This is a genomic window from Hahella sp. CR1 (genome assembly GCF_029813005.1).
GTDB lineage: Bacteria > Pseudomonadota > Gammaproteobacteria > Pseudomonadales > Oleiphilaceae > Hahella.
This window is the reverse complement of sequence record NZ_JAPELK010000009.1, coordinates 113,376-133,651: the sequence shown is the minus strand read 5'-3', so window position 1 is coordinate 133,651 and position 20,276 is coordinate 113,376. Positions and strand designations below refer to the sequence as shown.

Here is a 20,276-nt window from a genome sequence, read left to right as displayed (position 1 = left end):
TGGAAATACATAGAGATACATCAACATATATTGGAAACAACCTCCGAGTTAGAGCATAAAGGAGAGCAGCCATGTCTGAATCATTTATTGGAGAAATCAGGATATTCGCGGGAAACTACGCTCCATTCAATTGGACATTTTGTAACGGCCAGCTATTGACGATTGCACAAAATGAAGCGTTGTTCAGCGTAATGGGAGTAACTTTTGGGGGCGACGCTCGCACCAGCTTCGGACTACCCGATATGCGCGGCCGCATTCCTTTGAACTTTGGACAAGGTCCCGGGCTCACAGACAGAGCTTTCGGCAGTTCATTTGGAAGTTCAGAGGTCGTATTAACCGAAGCGAATCTGCCGCCACACACCCATCTCCTACAAGCATCAAATGAGGCCGTCACCGCCAATGTCGATCCGACAGGTCAGGCTACCGGCGTCACAGCAGTCCCATTCTACTCAGGAGTCAGCAACATGACCAACCTGGCGCCGGACGCTATCGGAAATACCGGTGGCCTTGGCAACGGCCAAACAGCGGCTCACTACAACATGATGCCCTATTTAGCTTTGAACTTTATTCTTTCATTGAAAGGCTATTACCCATCCCGTAACTGATCAAAGGGAGAGCGGCTATGTCGGAACCATTTATTGCTGAAATTCGCTTACTTCCCTATACCTATGCCCCAAGGAACTGGGCCTACTGTGCAGGCCAGATCCTTCCTATTTCTCAAAATTCTGCGTTATTTGCTGTAACAGGAACCCTCTATGGCGGCGATGGCCGTGTAACCGTCGGCATTCCCGGCATGCTTGGAAGAACGCCGCTGCATAGCGGAGCAAGCGCCGGTCCCGGACAGCGGTTCTACCCTTTGGCCGAAAGGTATGGGGCGCCAGAAGTGGAGCTTGAGATAAGCCAAATCCCTTCTCACACTCATTCCCTCTTTGCCGCAACATCGCCGGGAGACAATACAGAACCCCAAGGTAAATTCTTCGCCTACCAACAGGGGGACTTCCAGCCTGACTACAAGCAGGAGCCATTCGGCAGCCTGGCGGAGATGTCCGATCAAATGCTTGATAATTCAGGAGGCAACCAAGCCCACCCTAACATGCAGCCCTATCTGGCGCTCCCCTTTTGTATCGCTTTAGATGGTGTGTTCCCAACTAGAAACTAACTGCTCTAATCTGAGAAGGGCGCTCAACGCGCCCTATTCTATTGTTAAGACAAAGTATGCTCAGCCACCCACTTTGTAACTGAATACTGACTCATACAGATAGCAGTCGTCTTTTTCCGCGACGGGTACGATAAAGATATCGTGCGCTCCGCAGTTATCGTTCTTAACCGCACAGGTTTGCTGCGGCATCAGGCCTTTGTCTTTTCCCGCCTTGAAGATGACCGAGAAGCTTTCAAAACCGCCCCCCAGCTCTTTTTTATCCGACACCTCCACCAGCGTTAACTCCAGTGGCGGCTGGTTGGAATCATAAGTTGCGTAGAAAGTTTTATCTTGATTGGACTGAAACTGGTCATGGGTAAACATCGGCATCTCCCTGCTGAGTTCATAAACTTTTTACACCAAACACACGCATCTAACCCTGCATGCTCCTATAGAGTATAGACAACAGTCGAGCGACTGATAGTGGCGAGTATGAATATCCACGTTAGGGACATCGCCTCTCTGGCGGACGCATCACGCCAACCTTCCTCGCTCGCCGCCTATTAACTTGATAAATCAAAAGGTTCAGGTCTATGCTGAAGGAGCAGCTGTACCTTCTCCGAGCGGCCCACAAGCTGTAAGTGGACCTCCTCTAACCCAATATGGAGGAAACACATGGAAGCCATCACAAGGGGCGATGTGGTCATGCAAAGCGACAAACAGGTTTCCTGCTCTGTCGATCAAGGCATTGTCGTCATGAACGTCGATGCTGGCGAGTTTTACGATTTGAACCATTCCGCGTCCGATGTCTGGAGGCTATTGGACTCTCCCACAAAAGTGTCGACACTGTGCGATCGCCTTTGCGAAAGATATAACGTCGACTCCGAGCGCTGTGAAAAAGATGTGCTAAACCTGCTCAATCGTCTGCGGGAAAAAGGCGTCATCAAAGCGCAAAAAATGAAACTCTAAAAGAACAACCCTCACGCCTCGCCTGCGGTATGGCCAGATTCAATTTTTATAAAGGGTATTTACACTATGGATCAGGAAAACGAAGAAACTAAAGTTACTGAAGAGTGGGAAACACCTGACTTCACCGTCATGGACGCCAATCAGGCCCAGAACCTACCTGGTGACGGACTTGATGGTGGATTTGGCGGAGACTCCCGCTCCTAGCCTCGGCCAGGCGTCACTCAAGCTGTAGACGCCTCTAGTTCCTGCGCTGCAAGCATGTCCACAATACTGATAGCTTCCGACATCAATTTGGGACGCTGCAAAGAATAAACAGAAGTGACGCCAGCAAGAGCCGCGCATGCATTCAACATTGTTCGCCGCTGCTCAAGCGAGACCAGAAACACCTTTCTGAAGCAATGTTCAAATAATCCGGCTATCGCCTCTTGTGGCGTTAGCCGTTGCAGTGATAGCTCTTTCCCTTCCGTTAAGATGTAGACACTTTGCACAAACGCTTTTTTTGAAGAGAAATTGCGACGCGCCGGATAGCAGTGTTTGACTCTGGTTTTAAAGGGTAGACGGAGATGATTCTCAGGCGTTTCCCCCATTGCCAGCAATATTTCGGGCGACAGTTTAAGTCTCGGAAAGCCAGGGCATAAGCTAACGTTATTCCCCTCTATCGTTAATGGACATATATCATCACTCAAGAGCTCATGGCCCCGATGATAGAAAAGCCCCGCCATGCTGGATTTTCCAGCGGTCTTATTACCGCAAAACAACAAGGCGCGCCCACTTGGCAAGCGCACAGCGGAAGCATGTAACACCAAACACTTACGCCATTGCAATATCGCTCCCAAGCACGATCCAAGCACATGAGCATAAATACTCCAGGTTTGAGAAGATTCCCCAGGTGTAATGACTATGCGCCAGGGGCGCACCCAGAAACGCCCACCGTCTTCATCGTCAAAGATAAGTACTTCGCTTTCATTAGCCTGATAGCGTTTTCCTTGCTTCGCCACCTTATCCAATCGCGTTGGGGCCTCTCCAAAAACGACCGTTAAATCAGATCCATCTCCACCTTGTACAAGCCATGGAAACTCAAACTCCGTCTGCATTTGCAACCCATATACCTGGTAGTAGTACATGCAGTTTATTCCCTTGATTCTCACTTTATTAAGGTGAGGTTTAGACTACGCTTATAATTTAAAACAATGGCTACTACAGGTAGTTGAGCCATCAATAATAAAAATGTATAGCCGCAGATACGCCAGACCACAAGCCTTCTTCGGTCGCCGATCAGTTCAGCGGATAAATGATCAAACAGGGAGTGAGCCCTATGGAAATGCTGGACCTGATTCAACTCGCCAGAACCTACATTTCATATGACGAGTTGGATAAAGCTAAATCCACGCTCACTCAGCACCTCCGCACCACCCCCAACTGCCCACACGCACATGATCTACTATTATCTATCTCCAGAGGTAGAAAGCAGGACATCGGCGTCATTTCCTGTCCTCATGTAATCATTCCTGATTTCTTACCTCCAGGCCTCATTGATGAGTTTCTACACGCCGCACATATACACCTCTGTAAATTCGAGAAAGGTAGAGTCTCTGGAGACTTAGATATTGCGCCAGAGGTAAGAAACAGCTTACGGCTGAGGGACCTTGAACTAGATAAAAAAATGGAGGCCTGTTTTTCTCCACGCCTTCACAGAGAGCTATCCAGGTATTGTTCGCAGCTGGGCGTCTCCTTGTTCGATATCAGTGAAATAGAGCTTAAGTTTTGCTGTTATCCCAATGGCGCTTACTTTCACACTCACCGCGACGACCAGGCCGCTTATAGTGATGATCCTGACAAACGCATCCCCTGCGGACGCAGAATCAGTTTTGCCTACTATTTTCATCGCCATCCACAAAGCTTTACGGGAGGAGAGTTACGACTTTACGCCACAGATAGACGGCACAATATCTTCTCACGCAACCGTATGGACGACATCTCCCCCCGGTTCAATACCCTGGTGCTTTTTCCAAGCGGTTTTTTTCACGAAGTCCTTAAAGTCTCTGAACCATCCGGAGACATTATGAATGGCAGATTCGCCATTAATGGTCATATTTGCGAAGCGCTCAGTCCTCAGGAGATTACAACAGGGACTGCGCAAGGAGCCGCTTCATGAGTGGTATCGCAGGCTTATATCATGACAAAAGAATGGTTACTGACGCCGACATGCGAGCCATGTCAGAAGCGATGTCCCACAGGGGACCAGATGGGAAAAATATTTGGCGACAGGCGCACATTGGCTTCTGCCACAATATGCTGCACACCACGCCAGAGTCATTGTTTGAAGCCTTACCAGCGGAGTCACGCGACCGGCAGATTGTGATTACCGCAGACACTCGCCTGGACAACCGAGAGGAGCTCGCCGCCGCATTGGGAATAAGTCGAAATGAGCTGCCACTGCTGTGTGATAGCCAACTGATTCTAGTAGCCTACCGTCATTGGGACTTAGCCTGTTTGGAGCATTTGCTGGGCGACTTCTGCTTCGCTATTTGGGATAAAGGCAGACGTCGTCTGTTTATCGCGATGGACCCGATGGGAACCCGGTCACTGCTCTATTTTCATTCCTCCGCCCTTTTTGCTTTCGCTACAGATGCTAAAGCGTTGTTATCTGTGTCAGGAGTAGACAAAAAACTGGATGAGTTCGGATTCACCCTGCTTGCATCAGGTCGTAAACGGGAGGCGCCAGAGCGTACCTGTTTTGAAGGCCTAACCCGGCTTACCGGTGGCGAGTACCTATCTGTTTATCCCCCATCTCCTGCACAGGTATGTTGGAAAGTTGAGAAGCGCAGTTACTACAACCTTCAGCCAGAAATATTGAAGTTCAGGAGTCCAGAGGAGACGCTTGAGGCGTTTAGAGAGAAATTCAAACTGGCGGTGACTTGTCGAATGCGCAGCGCCTACCCCGTAGCGACACTACTAAGCGGCGGACTGGATTCTTCCGCTATCAGTTGCATAGCCGCTGACCAGCGGGGCAGCTTCTCCCCTCCCCTTTTTGCGCTGTCGTCCTGTCTGACCGATCAAGATCCTGAGCAGGATGAAAGAAAATTTATTAATATCGTTGCGCAGCAAAAGCAGTTGCCAGTTCACTACGTATCGCCCACGTCCGGTCCCGCCGCGTTACTGCATCAGGTGCACGACATGACAGGCCTTCCCGTTAACCTCAATCCACATGTCTATACAACGCTCTACGCCAAAGCGCAGAGTGAAGGCGCGCGTATTGTGATGGATGGCGTTGGCGGCGAGTGGGGGCCCAGTTGGACAGGGGAAGGTTATTTGCCGTATTTGCTTCAACAACTGCATTGGGAAAAACTGAAAGAAGCTGTCTTCAGTTTGTCTCAAAACTATTCCCAGCCCTCTCTCAGAGTCTTCCGAAACGAAGTTCTAGCTCCATTGGAGCCCAGACTCCTCCGCCATATCCGACATAAAATGAGAGGGCGCTCAGTAGAGGAAAACAGGCTTCCCCTATCTAACCGGCTCTACGATCAGCATTCGGCTCCACCACCCGGGGCAAGCCCATTTGGCAAATCGCCTCTGGGCAAACGGCTAAATATCATACTTGGAGGGCGCACGCCTAAAGAATGGTATTCACCACACTTTCATGTTCGCAACACCTTCCCTTATTTGGATGAACGGGTATTAAAGTTTTGCCTGGGACTGTCGGACGAATGGTTCATACAGAAAGGCTGGCGCCGTTATTTTATTCGCGCCGCGATGGAAAAAACGCTTCCTTCAGAAATTCAATGGCGTAAAGATAAAAGACCTTTCTCCCCAAATTATCACAGGCTGATGCAGACTGACGCCCTTGTCTACGAGAGCATTGTTCAAGACGTCTCTCCATCAGATCCGGTGAGAGACTATATTGATGTTGAAAGAATCAAGCGCACGATAAAAGAGCTCAACCAACGCCCATCATGGGCCCCCTACAACGGCGTCGACTTGGCGCGAAAAGTGGTGGATTTCGGGGTGCAGTGCCTGGTGTTCCTACGCTGGTTTCAACGACTGTAGTGTGCGAAACGTTCTCTTATTGGATGCTTTGCAGCTCAAGAGATGAAACTCTGCGACTCTGAACTTCGCCGCTTTCCATATGTACGACAAAATCCGCACAGGACAGCAACGCTTTTCGATGGGTGATGATGAGCACTGTAGTCATTTTTTTCAGTTCGCAAATAGCCTCAATAATTACAGTTTCATTCTCCTCATCCAAAGCGCTGCTAACTTCATCCAGAATAAGTAAAGATGGTTTCCTCAATAGTGCTCTGGCCATTGCAAGACGCTGCTTTTCACCTCCAGATAACAAGTCGCCACGTTCACCAATAAGAGTATCTATGCCTTGAGGCAACGCTCTGACAAACTGCTCCGCCGACACACTTCGCAATGCCGCCCAAAGTTCATCTTCCTCAGTTTCGGGCGCAGCCCAAAGCAAATTCTCACGCACGCTCTTGTTAAACAAGAAACTCTCCTGCGTCACATAGCTAACCGAGTGGCTCCATTGCGCAATCTCTTGCTCGGTTAGTTCATTCCCATCAATGAGCACCTGTCCATTGGACGGCGCAGCCAGTCCTGACAGAATATCCGCAGCGGTGGTTTTTCCAGAGCCGGAAGGCCCAAGCATGGCCGTAATGCTGTTAACAGGCAAAGTAACTGAGAAGTCACAGAACGCGAATTTCCCTGGCGTCGACGGGTAAGAAAAGCTCACACGTTCAAGACGCACGCTTCGCATCGCCACTATAGGCTCCACTGCTATGTTCTTATCCGAAACGGACTCATCTGCATCACTGTCTAATATGCCCATCACTTCAATATACGAAGGCAGGATATTGAGAATCTGCTGATACCGATAAGAGATATCCTTCAAGATTGGCGCGAATCGGGAAAAAAGAAAAAGCAGCACGATAAATTCAGCCGCTGGAAGCTTCACCCACCTAATAAAAAAGTAACAGAGTCCAACCACACAAACGGCGATGAGTACTTCATAGTACAGGGCGACTAATGCGCTGATTTTCTTGAACCTCAATAATGTTTCGCCCAAGCGCCGGCTTTTCTCTTCCAGGTCGCCACCAGTGCGCCTTTCCTGCTTAAACGCCTTTACAACTTTCATTCCTTGCATATATTCGCTTACCGCAGAGAAATAAGCTTGGCGCAGCGCCTTCCCGTCATCTCCATTGCGAAGACTCAAGCGATTCAAACAGCGTGAACCCGCGTAGATCCCGGCGCCACTTGCTAAAGCCACCAGGGTCAGGCCGGGAGACGTAAGATAAGACACTATGCTGTACACACCTAGCACGCAGCTCAAAGAAGCAAGCTGAATGAGCAAAAGAGATATTTGCGAAGCTCTATCCACCTCATGATTTAATAGCTGAGCTAAATGAGAGGCTCGATACTGAATGAAGCGCAGCCATGAAAAAGCCAATATTTTCGCTGTCAGCCGCTCTCTGAGGCTGACAGTAAGCTCAGTCTGCAGTCTTGCAGCAAGAGTCTGCTGGAAGTATTTAAGCGTAGAGTGAATAGCAATAATCACAATGAAGATAATCAATGCTTCGTTCAGTTCCAACTTAGAACCTAACCAACTCCATTGAGACCCCAACTCATACCCGGCGTCTACTCCCGCCAGGGTCAATAGCGGAATCAGCGCCAACAGGCCAATCCCCTTAACCAAAGCCAGAGCAAAAAGCAGCGTCGTGAGCAAAGCGATTCCGCGCTTGTCGTAACGCCACGACATCAAAACGTATGAGAAAAGAGTTTCTTTAATGTCCTGTTTCAAACCTCAGCCCTTTGAATGCTAGTCCACCCAGACTCTTTTCCTGGAAAAAAAGTATCTCCAACTCCACAAAAATGGCCGCAGCAGGTAGTAGCAAGGAAACATCCATCTGGGAAGCTCAAGAAGCGCGATATCATTAGCCGAGATGCGGAAAAACTGAGTCAGATGGCGCATCAAATACTTTTGCCTGAATGAAAAGAAACATAGCAGCACATACTGCTCGACAGGGCTTAGATAAGCTTGACGCCGATTCGCGCGCTCCCACCTGGAGCACAGTAAGCGCACGAACGGACTATTCTTTGCGAGTGTTTCCTGCGCCGCAGGCAACGCAGAAAACAATAACTTTTGAGCCATTATCATTGCAGCAAGAACGGGTTGTTCAACGCCCCATCGACAAGCTTTATCCATGACTAAGTCGAGATCGACCTTTCCCCGGGATAAGTAGGCGTCGATATCAGACAGCCAGCTTAATCTGGCCCAACATGATCTGGCCCCATGCATCGCCAGATAAATAAACTCATCTTCAGCGCCCAGGCAAACATGTCCGGGATCGTTTTTTTGACAAGGATAATCTCGCTCAAATAATCTCTCCCCCAGTTCAGGAAGCACGTATTCGTTGTCGTCCAAACGCATATGCAGCTCAAGGAAAATACCTTTTGAGTCATTGTGAAAAATGAAATCTTTATTGCTCTTCAGGTAAGCTTCCACCACAAGAGGTGAAGCACTCTCAGCTGGAGTGACCCGGCGATACCCCCCCTCCGTCAATAAACGCCCTATCAACGAAACATGCTCGCGCGGCGCCAATATATCCAGATCACGGCATTCTCTAAGCGAAGCGTCCTGATAAAGCCTCTCTGACAAAGCCGGTCCTTTTAAGCAAATAAAAGGCAATCCGCTGGTTTGCAAGAGCCCGCCAATTCTTTCAAGTTCAGCGTAATGCTTGAGGTTACGCAGCCTCGCTTCCCGCACCATCTGGCGGATTTTTTTACGGACTCCATCTGGAACCGACTCGCCAGCCGCGTTTAACTTTCGCCACACTAATGGCGTTACCCGATGCCACCTTAACTGTTGTAAAAAATACTCCCAATCCCAGTGTTTAAATTGCGAACAGGTCTCTTTAAGGGTCGACAACGGAACTTCGTCGTGAGCCAGACACATACGCAATAAATGATAAGACGCATTAATATTTACCTGCTCTAACGCAGCTGCGGTCATACCATCACACGTTGCGCGATCTCGGGACGCCACATCATGCGTTCATAAGGCGGAGAGATGGATTCGGTGACAAATCCCAGCTTCAAGTAGAGTTTTTTCGCTTGGACGTTCTGCATCAGCACGCTGAGCGTCAGCGGCGCGCACACTTGGGCGGCGGCGGCTTGCAGGCTGCGAATGACTTCCTCTCCGAAGCCTTTGCCGCGTGCTTGCGGAATAAAGGCGATATCGATGACATGCACTTCGTTATGGCCGAAATCGATAGTGACTTTACCAATACGTTCGTGCTGCTTTTCAATAATGAAGTACATAGCGTTGGGAAACTGCGCACCGTATCCCTGCTGCTGCGCCCTGAATTGCATATCGATGATGGACTCGACAAAATCGCGCTCGCCGTCGATCAGGCGCAAATCTTCTCGTGTACTGTTATGAAGCTGCTCCAGAAACGCCTTATCGGAAGCGGTAGAGGGGCGGACAACCAGGCCCTGCCCTAATTTCACATCCTTCACTTTCATAATTCCTTTACCCCTTTTTTATTAGGTCCGGCCCACGAAATGAACCGGGATGCGCTCTCATCCATGCAACAAGTATAGCTCGGGCCTGAGTGATGCAAGGCTCGCTGCGTCATTGGATTCCACGACAAAGCGTCCTATGCTAGAAAACAGTCTTCCTGGACGATAATTTCCAGCTGTCGAGCCAGCAGAGGCGCCCGGATTAACAGGAAGCGGAAACGGCATAACGGAGCAACATGCAACAACTGGAACTCGCCTATTGGGTCGCAGAGGAACACTTAACGGCTTCCCGTGTTAATGAATACGCTGAGCGTTTCGCCGAGGATGGCCTGGTTTATCTGGATGGTTTCCTGCGGCGGGAAATCGCTGACAAGCTGGCGCACTTTGTCGCCCATGAAGCCTCATATTCACCAGTGTACGGCGCGTATCAAAATGATATAAAAGTGTCCGCGCAAGAATGGACGGAGCTCGACGATCAGCGACGTTTTTTTCACATGTCGCGCTATCAGGGACCCAAACCGGAGTTCATGATGACGCCCGCCAGTTTGACGTATATGAGATTTCAACAGCGCCCGGTGCAATGCCTGTTCGCCCGCTACGCCGCCAGTCTGACGCCCAACCCGCCCAGGGAAATGCTGTGCCAGGATATGCTGTTGACCGCGCTGCGGGAGCAACAATACCTGCGCCCTCATACCGACAAGGGAACGGGCGTAACAAGGCATGTGTGCATCGTGTTTTACCTGTCGCCGGACTGGCTGGAGGAGGATGAAGGCGGACTCAATATTCTGACGCTACGAGGGAAAACGTTAACCCTGTCCGCCCTCTTTAACCGTTGCATTATCTTCAAGCCCAACCTGCTCCACAGTGTTGCGCCCTTCGCCAAATCCGCGAAGGGAAAGGTGCGTTACAGCCAGACTATCTGGTATGCCTAGCTTCAAGTAAGCGAGTGTAGAGGCCGTCCAGCTTTTGGGAAATCATGCTCGCGTCTTGTGCTGAGAATAGGCGGCGCTTGTCCTCGCTGTCCCCCTGAAAAGAGCGGCTTGGGTCTTTTGAGTATTGTCCCGCTCTGCTCTTCAGACGCTGCAGGTCATCCGCAGAGAAAGACACGCCAAAGTGATCTGCGATACGGTTCTCCGCTGCATCTGGAAGCTCCGTATAGTCCACAACCAGTACAGAGCTATCCAGCGACTGCGCCATGCTGTTCATAAGCGCGCCCAATACCTCCATCTGGTAGGACAGCAATACGTCCGAGGCGGCGTCATCCACTTTCGCCACAAGATGAGACAACACAGACAAGTCTGTTGCCGCCATATGCCTTCCGGCAAGCCTTTGATGAGACGCCAGTATTTCTTCTGGCCGACGGATTACGAACACGGATGGCGTGTCGGGATAGAGCTGGCGCAGAAGCGGCCAGAAGCCAATATCCCAGGCGTTCCACTTCACAATCAGATCCTGATCGCCGCCTCCCGCCAGCCCCTGGGCCGCCAGCAGAAAACGCAGGGCTTCCGCTTTTTGACTTCCCGTCAGCTCCTTATCCAGCAATAGCTCCGTCAATACGCTGGATTCTGAGATAACGCAGTGCGCGGGAGAGACGGCCAACAGGTTTGACGCCAGCGTCGAGCCGCAACGGGACAGATGAAAAATAAAGCCAGCGGGGCGTACTTCATTGAACAGATGGGAATGCCGGATCAGATACTCGATACCTGTAGCGGGTTTAATGATACTTCCAAAAATCGAGCGCGCCCTTTGCGTAGCGATGCGCTCATCCCAAAAAGGAGCCCAGTCTCGCGCGGTCGGCGCCACGCCCCATATCACCCGCTTGCGCGCCGCTACGTAGCGCACTGGCGTCCACTGACGCAACAGCAAAGGCAGGTCAGGCTCGACCTCCTCATTGTTACAGGCGATAAGCGCCGATAAAGGGTCGGATTCTCCTTGCTCTTCGACGTCGGAATAACGTTTTAGTGTGGCAAGTAAATCATCAAAATGACGGCAGGCCACACACTGGGCTAACGCCTCTTCTGATTCCAGTAGTCGCGAGTAAACCTCGCGACTATCCACGCAAAGCCTCCAGCTCATCCACCACTCTGGCGTTGATGGCGGACACCCGGTGAGCGCTGATATCGTCCTCTGAAGCCTCTTTAAACCACTGTTCGACATCCTGAAAGCGTCGACTCTGATATATCGTCGCCAGAGCCTTTTCCATCGGCGCGCCCAGCAGTTCAAACACTAACTGATCCAGCAGCCACTCTCGACTCCGAACCGCTTCATCCAGCTTACCTACCTTGGCGTGCGCGGCTTTCGACCATATCCGTTTGAGGTGATAAACGCCCAGCTCTCCCACTTCCAGACTGTCAGGCAAAGGAAGGTCCGCTGTCGCAGGACGACTGCGATAGAAGAACTCAAAGTCCGGGTAATCATTCAAGTGGTAGTGAAAATTAAGCGTACTGCCAGGAACCGGTCGTATATTTTTCTTGTATCTGGGCAAAGTCAGCTGCGACTGATTCTCCTGCAGACAATGATCGCCATAAATTCGTATGAACGTTGTGACCTTGAGATCCGTCATATTCTCTTCGCACTCAGGGATTAACAGAGAGCCCGAGAGACAGGAATCATCGCCAACATGAAGCGCCGCCGCCAATGAACGATCCAGCGTAAGCAGCTCTCCAAGGTGGATATTCTTGCCGCTTTCGGAAGAATGCAGCCAGGCATCCAGCTGCACAGAGGCCGGAATCAACATACCATCCGGATTTAGAAACTGCTGCAAGTGAGAAAAGATCTTCACTTGCGGCTCCTGTTGCAACATATGCTTCATCGTCTCCGATAACAGAATGTCATAGGATTCGCCCGCAGGAGGCGTCCAGACAGTAGCGTCTGCGCAGACGATATGAGCGACCCGGTCCGAGACTTTCAGCAGAGAAATCATCTTCTGCAGCGCCTCCAGGGAAGCCTCATGGATATCCAGCAGCGTCACCCTCAGCCTGTCCGCGGGAAACAACGGAGCCAGCGGCGCCAGTAGAAGTCCGAATGGCCCGGTTCCCGCATACAGCAGCTCCACCCTTTCCTGCCGCCGCAACACATCCTGTATCGCCTGATAGACGCCGGCCATGAATATTCGCGTGCGCTCAATATCCCAGGCGCATCTGCCGGCCTCCAGAGGCGAAATCGCCTTGCCGAACCCGGTCTGGGTAGACAAGTCTTCGTTATAGCAGGAAGGATAGAGATCAATGCCCGTCACCGTCGCGAGGGCGCTGACTAAAGCATCCAAATGGGGTCTGGCGTCGCCGGCGGAGGTCGCTCCCAGCAACTTTTGCGTCGTATCAACAATGGCTTCAGCGCTTACGAGATTAGAGGTTCCAGCATCTGTCATCATCGCATTCCTTTTTATACGTTTTATACGTTATTGGTGATGAGTTATTGGTGATGAACTATTTACGCAGCGTCGCCTCCGCACAGGGCAGCGGCGTCATGTTCAGATACTGCACGACACGCGGCGTCGCCGCCCTGTTAGGGCTCGCGCCGTGGGGAAGATAGTGGTGCCAGATGATCAGTGATCCAGCAGGCGCGGCGACATACTTGAGCTTCAAGTGGGAGAGATCTTGTTGATTCGGGTCCGCCCCCGGGGGCAATTGCGCCATCCAGTTAGTCATATGGCGATGAAAACCGGGCGCGCAATGAAAAGCGCCCTGGTTCTCGGCGACGTCAGTGAGGTAGATAAGGCCTTGTGTACGCAACTCCGGGGCGCGACTGAAGTCCACGTCCCAATGCAGCCGGGTTCCAAAAAACTGATACTGGGGCGTTTCCGGCGGATTAAACCCCGCCCGGTCAATCGAACACTGTAAGCTTTCCGTTCCCCAAATATCTGCAAATGCCTGGCGCATTTTTTCGGAAGAACGATTGGCGTCCAGCACAGGATCACGAAACAATTGCACCATGATGTTCTGCTGCCCCTGATGCGCGTTGTACCACGTCTCCGGTCGATCCGGGCTTTTCTGCAAAAAGCGATAGATCACGTCCACTGAGGCCTGACATTGCGCCTTATCCAGCACGTCTTCCACCACCAGGTATCCGTTCTCACGCCAGAACGCAACCTGACTCTCACTCAGAAACTTAGGCGCATCGCCACACAGCGGTCCCTCCAGGATTTCCCTGGCGTCCAGCGGTTGTGAGCACGACCCGGCCTGATAGTCGCCCAGAACTCGATTGATATCACGGATACGCGTTTTGCTTAACCCACTGGGGTTCTTTCGCAAGACCCAGTGTTCAAACTCGCTGAAGGTCGGCTGGCCGCCGTAAAGAAACCCCAGACATTGATCAAGCCCCAGCCCCAACAGATTCATCAGCGCCACGTCCGTTCGCCACTCCTCCTGTCGAAGCCGTTCTTCCAGCTTGCCGCATTTGTTCAGACGCGTCTTATACCAAAGCCGCTTGAGACGGTGCACGCCAAGCTCTCCCACTTCTTCCGCAGGAGGCAGCGATTCGTCTGTTTGTGAATGAGAGGGCGAGTCAGATGGCGGCGTTCCAGAACCTGCACTATGGGCATAGCTCATTAAAATACCTTCCTTGACAGGTTAACTGACTGGTCTCAATTTTCTCCCGCACCCACTCGTCCGCCACGCAGTCGATGACCAGATTGATGCGGTCACAGTCCCCCTGGTTGATGACGGTATGTGTTTGATCCACATTCAAATACCACAACTCTCCTTCCTGCATGGGAACGAGATGATCATTCACCCAGAATTCCAGCAGCTCATGACTTTCGATGGGGACATGCAGCCGGACTTCGCCGTGCTCAAGGGAAACCCCGTGATCACGATGAGGCTTAATTTCCGCGCCGGGGCGCAAACGCATCAAGCGCACGGATTTAAGTGGACAGCGAAGTGACGCCAGCAGCCGTTGCAGACCTGGACTCTGCTCCAGAACCGGCAGGTCCACCCAGTCGTCGCAGCATTCTATGGCGAAGGCTTGCAGAATCGGATGGGCTTCGCGGTAGTGAGCGGGACAACGCAACGGCATGACATCCCATTCACCGCTGTAGTCGCGCTGATTGACGTGGTTCAACCAGGGTAATTCGCGAATGCGTTGCAGATCGGCCTTCAAGGCGGGAAGGTCAACGCTGATATCAAGCCTGGCGAATGAAAGCGGATCAGTCATTCCCTGAGGTCCTTTATGTTTTGATTATTCGCGCCAATATCCTTTGCCCTGGCGCAAACAATGCCGTGTGCTCACTTAACCGCGCCTCAATGAAAACGCAGTTAACTGTCGCCTTGCAGAGACTGTTTAGCCGCTGGCGTCAAATTACGCCGGATAGCCGTAGTAAGCCCCCATGTCCGCGTCCACCTGCTCCAGTTTGGGCATGCGAGCGCGATTAATTTCCGTGTACAGCCAGTCGTTGAGAACACAGTCTATTTCCAAATAAACCGAGGCCTCGCCCCCTTCATTTTCCACCCATTGCGACAGGCCCGGATTGAAATACCAGACTTCGCCCTCCGCCATTTGCGCCGGCGTTTCGTTTACACGGAAGGTCAGTCCATCGCTTAAGGAGATAGGAACCTGTAAACGCACCAGATCTTCCCTTCCCAGCGGGTTCAGGGACAGGTAATTGGCAATGGTGACGCCGGGATTCAAGCGCATGATTCTGGCGGACACCAGCGGGCATTGCAGGTACTCAAATACGTCCCGCATCTCGCCTTTACGCAGTGAGGCGACCACATCAGAGCCTGGCCATGAAGAGGCTATGCCGCTCCCGGACATTAATCCGTCTACAGGCAGCGCATCCCACCCGTCGTTGAAGTTACAGGCGCTGAAATTGCCTTCCCATAAAGCGAACAACAGCATTTCAAGATCGCGCAGTAAACCTCGCACATCAAAGCTCGCGGGAAGACGCGCACAATAAGCATCAGGGACAATTTGACGACCGACTTCACTCATAATCCAACACCCTTAACTACCAGCCTGAAACAGAAAGTAGCCGCAGCCTGAACGCAAAGCGCCCTCCCGAAGCTTCTCCCAGAACTTCACAAGCCGAAAAAGCATCCTGTCCTTTCCTACTTCCTCCAGAAGCATTCAACTTGCTTAAAATATAGTCACATCTTTTCCAAAGTGAGAAGTGGGTCATGGAAACTTTTTGTTAAAAGCGCATACCACAGGCCACCGCGTTTCAATAGCTTCGCAGGAAAGAAAAAAGCATTTTTAATACATGGAGTTACAACCGGACGCATATTGACGCCTATCGCCACGAATCCTTACATTGCAACGCCAATACGCCCAGACCTTGGCATCAGCCGAAAAAGGAAGAAAATTCAGAATATTTCGAAATAAGCGGTTCGCGTATCAAAGATGATCGCCAAAGCCACCCCCATGGGCCTCTTACGCCACTCGCTTTGCTAAACCAACGCACATTTACGATTTATCGCCATCAAATACCGGCCATATGGCCTACCAGGATCTTACTATTTCGTAATATTTCTTATTTTTCGCGTAAGCGGCGGGAAATTTCTCGTTTTAGGATGAGGCTACCTTAAGTTTTTCGGCCGCAATGCCGGTTAGATTTACCGATATAGCGAATTAATCCGGAAAGCCGCGCCGCAGGCGCTTATCTCAAAAGAGAAAACAACAACAGGAAATTGGCATTTATGAATAATAAGTATTTCATGAAGACTTTGCCTCTGGCAGTCTCCCTTGCGCTGGGTATCTCACAAGCACACGCGGAATTTGGCATCGGCGCCAATATCGAGCTCGATACAGACATCATTGACGCTAAAGACAGCGACACCAAGTTCGAGCAAGGCGGCCGTATCGAAGTGAATGTGACCGGCAAAACCGAACTCAATGGTTATTTTGTGGAAGGCAAGGGATCAGGCCTGTTGAAGAAAAATGGCGATACCGCCACCGACGATATGTGGGTGAAATTCGGTAACGAAACCTGGGACGTGCAGGCGGGCCGCTTCGAGGCCGTCAACCTGTTCCCACTGGGTAAAGATACGGTTGTCGCGCATGCCGGCGACGGCAAAGGCGCAAGAGTGTATGAGGCCAATCTGGTGCGCGGTCGCGCAGGCGATAACGGCGGTCAGTTTGCGCTGCATGTCCGTCCCAGCTCTGCTCTGAGCTTCGAGTTAGCTTCAATCTGGGGCGACTCCGATGAAAACGGCAATAACGAAGAAGTCTTTTCCGGTCTGCGTCCCAGCGTGACGTTCACCGGTGAGATGTTCAGTCTGACTGCTGGATATGAAGTACTGAAATACGATCAGGAGACAACTTCTGGCGGAGTCACTACCAAAACTGAAATCGATAAAAGCGGCTTTGGTCTGACCGGAAACATTAGATTCAGCGGAGCAAGCATCAACTTGAACGCCGCTCGTGAAGATATCGAGGACGCAGGATCAGACATCACCGTCACCTCCTTCGGCGCCAACGTTACCTACGGCGCATTTGGTTTGGGCGCGGTGCACTCAATCAGCGACACTGGCGCTAAAGACGACCCAACCGTATCGACGCTGTATGTCGCGTACACGCTGCCTTTATTCAACATTGACAACGCCTCCATCACCTTCGCCGGCTCTACTTCCAGCGCAGACCATCTGGCGGGCGACACCGACGACGACCTCCACAAAATAAGGACTCGTATTAACTACACTTTCTAAGAAGAAAGGCCACTCTCGTTCCTTCCTTTCTGTGTTGATTGCGCCGCTTCCACGTGCGGCGCTTTTTTGCGTTTACGCATCTTTAGCGTGAAGTTGGAGGCGGCTCCGCTTCACGCTTTTTTGCGCCAGCGTTTAAGCCCTTCAAATCCACCGCCTTTACTGCGCCCATCATCGCCGTCTACGTAGTAGTACGGAGACTCATGGTTTTATTTCAGTAGCCCTACGCATCCCGTCAAACCCAACGTGAAAGATATACTTTCCTCCATACAGCGTTTTAGGGTCGCGCCATGGTCTTCTCAAAAGTGGTCAAACTCAACGATACCATTTACGACAAGTACAAGATTAACGAGCTGGAGAACTCCTTAAGCAGTCTCCATCATATGGGTATGTTCCTGCTGCGCTCCAACAGCCAGTTGGGGCGCATCATCGACTTGCTGGAGGATTACCAGGACACCCAGGACCCTTTACAGATAGCCGCTTCGGTGCAACGCGCTCTGGCCCACAGTAACATTTCCTATGTCTTTAAAATCGCGCTACCTCAGCACAGCTATGTTTTCAGCAGCGACTCTTTCGTCTCGTTCGCTCAGGAAAAAATTATTTCCCATTTATCGCAGCAAACCATTCGCATGATCCATCACGAGCACTACTGGGCCGTGATCTATCCGCACTTCACGCTGTGCGTCACGCTGACGGAAGAACAGCGGGACCAGTACATCGATAATCTATCGAGACTAGCCAGCGTGGTCAGCATGTTGATGGAGAAGCTCAGCACAGAAACACTGGCCAACCTGCAAGAAGAAAACCGAAGCCAGCAGAATGTCGAGCGCACGCTCGATCTGCTGGACGACATCATGGCCATTGAAAACACGCGCAGTGATTACACCGTCCAGATCGTCGCCGACCTGAAGTGGACGATCCAGAACGCCATTCTCAGTATGGGATTAAATGGAGATAAAGAACGACAGATCATGGGCGTCATCGGCCGCCTGCTCAATGAGTTTGAAGAGCAACAGGCGTCCTATCGATTGATAGAGAGCTATGTGCGCACCGCCAAGAAAAGCCTGACCGAACTGACGCATCGTGAAGAAGCAACGTTTTCCGACCAACCAACCCCGCTAACCAGCGCGAACTGAGGCTCCCTCAGCAGGAATCTGCCTCACCGCCTCGGAGTGATCTCCAGGCGGTTTTTTTATCCGTCGACTCGATAAAAATCTAACGATCGCAAGCCCATAACGCCGCAAACTTTTTCATTGCGAAAAGAGGGTGCGGCTTTTTATTTTGCAAATACAAATACTGCTGCTGATTATTCAGCTTGCTTAACTGCTTATCTTCATAGGTCTCGATAATTTTTTCAGGTGGCAAGTCACAGTAGACATCTCGACGTTTATTACACTCAGCGACAATTTTCTTTTCTTCCTCAAGCATTTTCTCTTTGAGGTTATCGCATTTCTTTTGCATCTCTGCTTTGTATTCTTGCACCGCCTGTTCTTCCATAGGTGAAGACTGCTCAGGGTTAACATACTCAACGTCGGGCTCCATGCGACGATTAATCTGGCGCGCCTCCTCCACTGCCGCCGGCGTCGGCGCGGCTCTGATTTCCACCTCTGTCTGCGCGGAAGCGCCAGGACAAGGCGTTTCCTGAAAAGCGACTTTCCCTTTGGCGTTCACACATTTGTATATCTGCCCGTATCCCAGGCCTGAATACAAAACTGCAAAACATAGCGCCCCCATCCGCGCTGTTCGTTTCCAGCGCAGACCAGATTCTTTGTCAGCCATTACCCTACGCGCCATAAAACTCAATACCTTATTACCGACGACAAATGCGCCATGTTAAAGGGAGAAGTAAAAGCATAACCAGCGACTGCCAACAGGTTTCACAATCCTTGACGCTTCCCGCCAGGAGAGGTCTCTTAGAACGCACCCAGGCTCAGATATTTGATAATGATATTGTCGATGACGTCATGGGATTTCAGATCATCGATCGCTAGATTGATGCGTTCATCCAGCCCTTTGTTGTCTTCGATAACTTTTCTGGACAGAGCGATCACCACGGGGCGATTGACGACTTCATCGACAATCTCAACATCGTTGAAGTAGCCCAGTCTACGCGCCTGATACATAAAGGTTATGTCTTCCGTTATCGCGCAATCTACGCGGCCGTACAGGGTCAGTTTGACCAACTGCTCGGCGCTGTTCACCTCCACCACGCTCTTGAAACGGGTCATATCCAGATTGGGAAAGCGATAGTTGAAGCCTCGCAATACGCCCGCCTGATGACAGTTTTTCAAGGCCCCGCTATGATCAGCGCCTTCCTCCTCCGCTTTCTTTTTGAGCACAAATGCGGATACCGTTGACGTATATAACGGAGCGGAAAGCCACATGGCGTTGAGGGCGTCTTTGTCGTTATAACCGGTGGTGGTAAGCAGACCATCCAAGTGCCCCTGCCCCAGCATCAGCGTTATACGAGGTCGAGGATAGCTTTTCAGCTCGAAATCCACCCCCGCCCGGGTTAACGCCTCATCGACAATCTCATAATCGATCCCTGTCGCTTTGCCGTCCTCCAAGTGATAGACATAGGGCTCAACTTCCTCGGCGACGGCTAAGGCCAGACGTAGATTTTCGGCGCGACTGTCCTGCAGAGACACCCCCGCCAGGATCAGCAGCGCCAAGCTCTCCAGCTTCATCAAGGACATGTGTATACCGCGTTGCAATGACATGACGCCGGACTCGTCCCTGCCAGCCCGCATTAGAATGACCGTGTTTATAAAGAAGATTAGTAAGCCGCCTCGGGCTTGTCCAACGGCGAGTCGGCTCTCCAGACTAATTTGCCCCTTGCTACACGCTGGATATTTTTTACGCCGCAACTACCCTTAGGAAAAGGCGGTCAAGGCCGCCAGAAGCCGGTCCGCGCGCAACCGAGAGCGCTTCGCTATCAACGATAACATTGCGAGCGCCCATGCAAAGAACCAAGCGGAAGTGGTGATAGTAATAGCTGGAGTCACGGCTGG

Annotated in this window: 21 protein-coding genes; 9 read left to right on the top strand and 12 right to left on the bottom strand. The window is 51.3% G+C overall.

The features are described 5' to 3' along the window. The first annotated feature begins 71 nt into the window (after window positions 1–71). Both ONV78_RS21225 and ONV78_RS21220 read left to right on the top strand, forming a co-directional pair. Window positions 72–605, top strand: a complete 534-nt coding sequence (locus ONV78_RS21225; protein WP_279506193.1) for a tail fiber protein — start codon at window positions 72–74, stop codon at window positions 603–605. 17 nt (window positions 606–622) lie between these two features. Then, window positions 623–1,159, top strand: a complete 537-nt coding sequence (locus ONV78_RS21220; protein ID WP_279506191.1) for a tail fiber protein — start codon at window positions 623–625, stop codon at window positions 1,157–1,159. A 60-nt stretch (window positions 1,160–1,219) separates the two neighbouring features. On the opposite strand, the gene ONV78_RS21215 is transcribed toward ONV78_RS21220, so the two are convergent. Then, window positions 1,220–1,522, bottom strand: coding sequence for a hypothetical protein (locus ONV78_RS21215; RefSeq protein ID WP_279506189.1), 303 nt, complete (start codon window positions 1,520–1,522; stop codon window positions 1,220–1,222). A gap of 291 nt (window positions 1,523–1,813) precedes the next feature. On the opposite strand from ONV78_RS21215, the gene ONV78_RS21210 reads away from it, so the two are divergent. Together ONV78_RS21210 and ONV78_RS21205 are read left to right on the top strand one after the other, a co-directional pair. Next, entirely contained in the window at window positions 1,814–2,107 is a 294-nt protein-coding gene (locus ONV78_RS21210) for a PqqD family protein (RefSeq protein WP_279506187.1), read from the top strand. Between the two features lie 66 nt (window positions 2,108–2,173). Beyond that, the gene (locus ONV78_RS21205) at window positions 2,174–2,311 is read left to right on the top strand and encodes a hypothetical protein (RefSeq protein WP_279506186.1); all 138 of its coding nucleotides are present in this window, start codon (window positions 2,174–2,176) and stop codon (window positions 2,309–2,311) included. A 17-nt stretch (window positions 2,312–2,328) separates the two neighbouring features. Here ONV78_RS21205 and ONV78_RS21200 read toward each other — a convergent pair whose 3' ends face one another. Further along, window positions 2,329–3,231: a hypothetical protein gene (locus ONV78_RS21200; RefSeq protein WP_279506184.1), complete on the bottom strand. Its 903-nt coding sequence runs from the start codon at window positions 3,229–3,231 to the stop codon at window positions 2,329–2,331. A gap of 191 nt (window positions 3,232–3,422) precedes the next feature. On the opposite strand from ONV78_RS21200, the gene ONV78_RS21195 reads away from it, so the two are divergent. Together ONV78_RS21195 and ONV78_RS21190 are read left to right on the top strand one after the other, a co-directional pair. After that, window positions 3,423–4,262, top strand: coding sequence for a 2OG-Fe(II) oxygenase (locus ONV78_RS21195; protein WP_279506183.1), 840 nt, complete (start codon window positions 3,423–3,425; stop codon window positions 4,260–4,262). Beyond that, window positions 4,259–6,151: an asparagine synthase-related protein gene (locus tag ONV78_RS21190; RefSeq protein ID WP_279506182.1), complete on the top strand. Its 1,893-nt coding sequence runs from the start codon at window positions 4,259–4,261 to the stop codon at window positions 6,149–6,151. Before ONV78_RS21195 ends, ONV78_RS21190 begins: the two co-directional genes overlap by 4 nt. Before the next feature lie 16 nt (window positions 6,152–6,167). Here the strand turns inward: ONV78_RS21190 and ONV78_RS21185 are convergent, their stop codons facing one another. Genes ONV78_RS21185 through ONV78_RS21175 form a run of 3 tightly spaced genes read right to left on the bottom strand, consistent with a single transcriptional unit; the run spans window position 6,168 to window position 9,631 of the window. Next, entirely contained in the window at window positions 6,168–7,907 is a 1,740-nt protein-coding gene (locus tag ONV78_RS21185; RefSeq protein ID WP_279506181.1) for an ABC transporter ATP-binding protein, read from the bottom strand. An 18-nt stretch (window positions 7,908–7,925) separates the two neighbouring features. Then, window positions 7,926–9,119 carry a nucleotidyltransferase family protein gene (locus ONV78_RS21180; RefSeq protein WP_279506179.1) on the bottom strand — a complete coding sequence of 398 codons (1,194 nt, stop codon included), beginning with the start codon at window positions 9,117–9,119 and terminating at the stop codon, window positions 7,926–7,928. Beyond that, window positions 9,116–9,631: a GNAT family N-acetyltransferase gene (locus ONV78_RS21175; RefSeq protein ID WP_279506177.1), complete on the bottom strand. Its 516-nt coding sequence runs from the start codon at window positions 9,629–9,631 to the stop codon at window positions 9,116–9,118. The genes ONV78_RS21180 and ONV78_RS21175 overlap by 4 nt, the downstream gene beginning before the upstream one ends. 233 nt (window positions 9,632–9,864) lie before the next feature. On the opposite strand from ONV78_RS21175, the gene ONV78_RS21170 reads away from it, so the two are divergent. Next, a complete protein-coding gene (locus ONV78_RS21170) occupies window positions 9,865–10,560 on the top strand; it encodes a 2OG-Fe(II) oxygenase family protein (protein ID WP_279506175.1) in 696 nt (231 codons plus the stop codon). On the opposite strand, the gene ONV78_RS21165 is transcribed toward ONV78_RS21170, so the two are convergent. From ONV78_RS21165 to ONV78_RS21145, 5 genes are all read right to left on the bottom strand, one after another. Next, on the bottom strand, window positions 10,544–11,686 hold the full coding sequence (locus ONV78_RS21165) for a hypothetical protein (RefSeq protein WP_279506173.1): 1,143 nt from the start codon (window positions 11,684–11,686) through the stop codon (window positions 10,544–10,546). The genes ONV78_RS21170 and ONV78_RS21165 overlap by 17 nt on opposite strands. After that, on the bottom strand, window positions 11,679–12,998 hold the full coding sequence (locus ONV78_RS21160; protein ID WP_279506171.1) for a class I SAM-dependent methyltransferase: 1,320 nt from the start codon (window positions 12,996–12,998) through the stop codon (window positions 11,679–11,681). Before ONV78_RS21160 ends, ONV78_RS21165 begins: the two co-directional genes overlap by 8 nt. A gap of 55 nt (window positions 12,999–13,053) precedes the next feature. Then, window positions 13,054–14,175 (bottom strand): phytanoyl-CoA dioxygenase family protein, encoded by a 1,122-nt coding sequence (locus ONV78_RS21155; RefSeq protein ID WP_279506169.1) that lies wholly within the window; start codon window positions 14,173–14,175, stop codon window positions 13,054–13,056. Then, window positions 14,159–14,779, bottom strand: a complete 621-nt coding sequence (locus ONV78_RS21150; RefSeq protein ID WP_279506163.1) for an aspartyl/asparaginyl beta-hydroxylase domain-containing protein — start codon at window positions 14,777–14,779, stop codon at window positions 14,159–14,161. The genes ONV78_RS21155 and ONV78_RS21150 overlap by 17 nt, the downstream gene beginning before the upstream one ends. A gap of 144 nt (window positions 14,780–14,923) precedes the next feature. After that, the gene (locus ONV78_RS21145) at window positions 14,924–15,556 is read right to left on the bottom strand and encodes an aspartyl/asparaginyl beta-hydroxylase domain-containing protein (RefSeq protein WP_279506162.1); all 633 of its coding nucleotides are present in this window, start codon (window positions 15,554–15,556) and stop codon (window positions 14,924–14,926) included. 704 nt (window positions 15,557–16,260) lie between these two features. Here ONV78_RS21145 and ONV78_RS21140 point away from each other — a divergent pair. Then, a complete protein-coding gene (locus tag ONV78_RS21140; protein ID WP_216737625.1) occupies window positions 16,261–17,268 on the top strand; it encodes a carbohydrate porin in 1,008 nt (335 codons plus the stop codon). A 287-nt stretch (window positions 17,269–17,555) separates the two neighbouring features. Continuing rightward, a complete protein-coding gene (locus tag ONV78_RS21135; protein ID WP_279506159.1) occupies window positions 17,556–18,401 on the top strand; it encodes a hypothetical protein in 846 nt (281 codons plus the stop codon). A gap of 79 nt (window positions 18,402–18,480) precedes the next feature. On the opposite strand, the gene ONV78_RS21130 is transcribed toward ONV78_RS21135, so the two are convergent. Next, entirely contained in the window at window positions 18,481–18,999 is a 519-nt protein-coding gene (locus tag ONV78_RS21130; protein WP_279506365.1) for a DUF4124 domain-containing protein, read from the bottom strand. A 179-nt stretch (window positions 19,000–19,178) separates the two neighbouring features. Continuing rightward, the gene (locus tag ONV78_RS21125; protein ID WP_279506158.1) at window positions 19,179–19,961 is read right to left on the bottom strand and encodes a transporter substrate-binding domain-containing protein; all 783 of its coding nucleotides are present in this window, start codon (window positions 19,959–19,961) and stop codon (window positions 19,179–19,181) included. Between the last annotated feature and the right edge of the window lie 315 nt (window positions 19,962–20,276).

Coding starts and splice junctions, on each gene's coding strand:
- ONV78_RS21155 (WP_279506169.1), bottom strand. CDS start 14,175: ATGAGCTATGCCCATAGTGCAGGTTCTGGAACGCCGCCATCTGACTCG.
- ONV78_RS21150 (WP_279506163.1), bottom strand. CDS start 14,779: ATGACTGATCCGCTTTCATTCGCCAGGCTTGATATCAGCGTTGACCTT.
- ONV78_RS21220 (WP_279506191.1), top strand. CDS start 623: ATGTCGGAACCATTTATTGCTGAAATTCGCTTACTTCCCTATACCTAT.
- ONV78_RS21200 (WP_279506184.1), bottom strand. CDS start 3,231: ATGTACTACTACCAGGTATATGGGTTGCAAATGCAGACGGAGTTTGAG.
- ONV78_RS21140 (WP_216737625.1), top strand. CDS start 16,261: ATGAATAATAAGTATTTCATGAAGACTTTGCCTCTGGCAGTCTCCCTT.
- ONV78_RS21210 (WP_279506187.1), top strand. CDS start 1,814: ATGGAAGCCATCACAAGGGGCGATGTGGTCATGCAAAGCGACAAACAG.
- ONV78_RS21195 (WP_279506183.1), top strand. CDS start 3,423: ATGGAAATGCTGGACCTGATTCAACTCGCCAGAACCTACATTTCATAT.
- ONV78_RS21215 (WP_279506189.1), bottom strand. CDS start 1,522: ATGTTTACCCATGACCAGTTTCAGTCCAATCAAGATAAAACTTTCTAC.
- ONV78_RS21205 (WP_279506186.1), top strand. CDS start 2,174: ATGGATCAGGAAAACGAAGAAACTAAAGTTACTGAAGAGTGGGAAACA.
- ONV78_RS21225 (WP_279506193.1), top strand. CDS start 72: ATGTCTGAATCATTTATTGGAGAAATCAGGATATTCGCGGGAAACTAC.
- ONV78_RS21190 (WP_279506182.1), top strand. CDS start 4,259: ATGAGTGGTATCGCAGGCTTATATCATGACAAAAGAATGGTTACTGAC.
- ONV78_RS21175 (WP_279506177.1), bottom strand. CDS start 9,631: ATGAAAGTGAAGGATGTGAAATTAGGGCAGGGCCTGGTTGTCCGCCCC.
- ONV78_RS21135 (WP_279506159.1), top strand. CDS start 17,556: ATGGTCTTCTCAAAAGTGGTCAAACTCAACGATACCATTTACGACAAG.
- ONV78_RS21170 (WP_279506175.1), top strand. CDS start 9,865: ATGCAACAACTGGAACTCGCCTATTGGGTCGCAGAGGAACACTTAACG.
- ONV78_RS21145 (WP_279506162.1), bottom strand. CDS start 15,556: ATGAGTGAAGTCGGTCGTCAAATTGTCCCTGATGCTTATTGTGCGCGT.
- ONV78_RS21160 (WP_279506171.1), bottom strand. CDS start 12,998: ATGATGACAGATGCTGGAACCTCTAATCTCGTAAGCGCTGAAGCCATT.
- ONV78_RS21130 (WP_279506365.1), bottom strand. CDS start 18,999: ATGGGGGCGCTATGTTTTGCAGTTTTGTATTCAGGCCTGGGATACGGG.
- ONV78_RS21125 (WP_279506158.1), bottom strand. CDS start 19,961: ATGTCCTTGATGAAGCTGGAGAGCTTGGCGCTGCTGATCCTGGCGGGG.
- ONV78_RS21180 (WP_279506179.1), bottom strand. CDS start 9,119: ATGACCGCAGCTGCGTTAGAGCAGGTAAATATTAATGCGTCTTATCAT.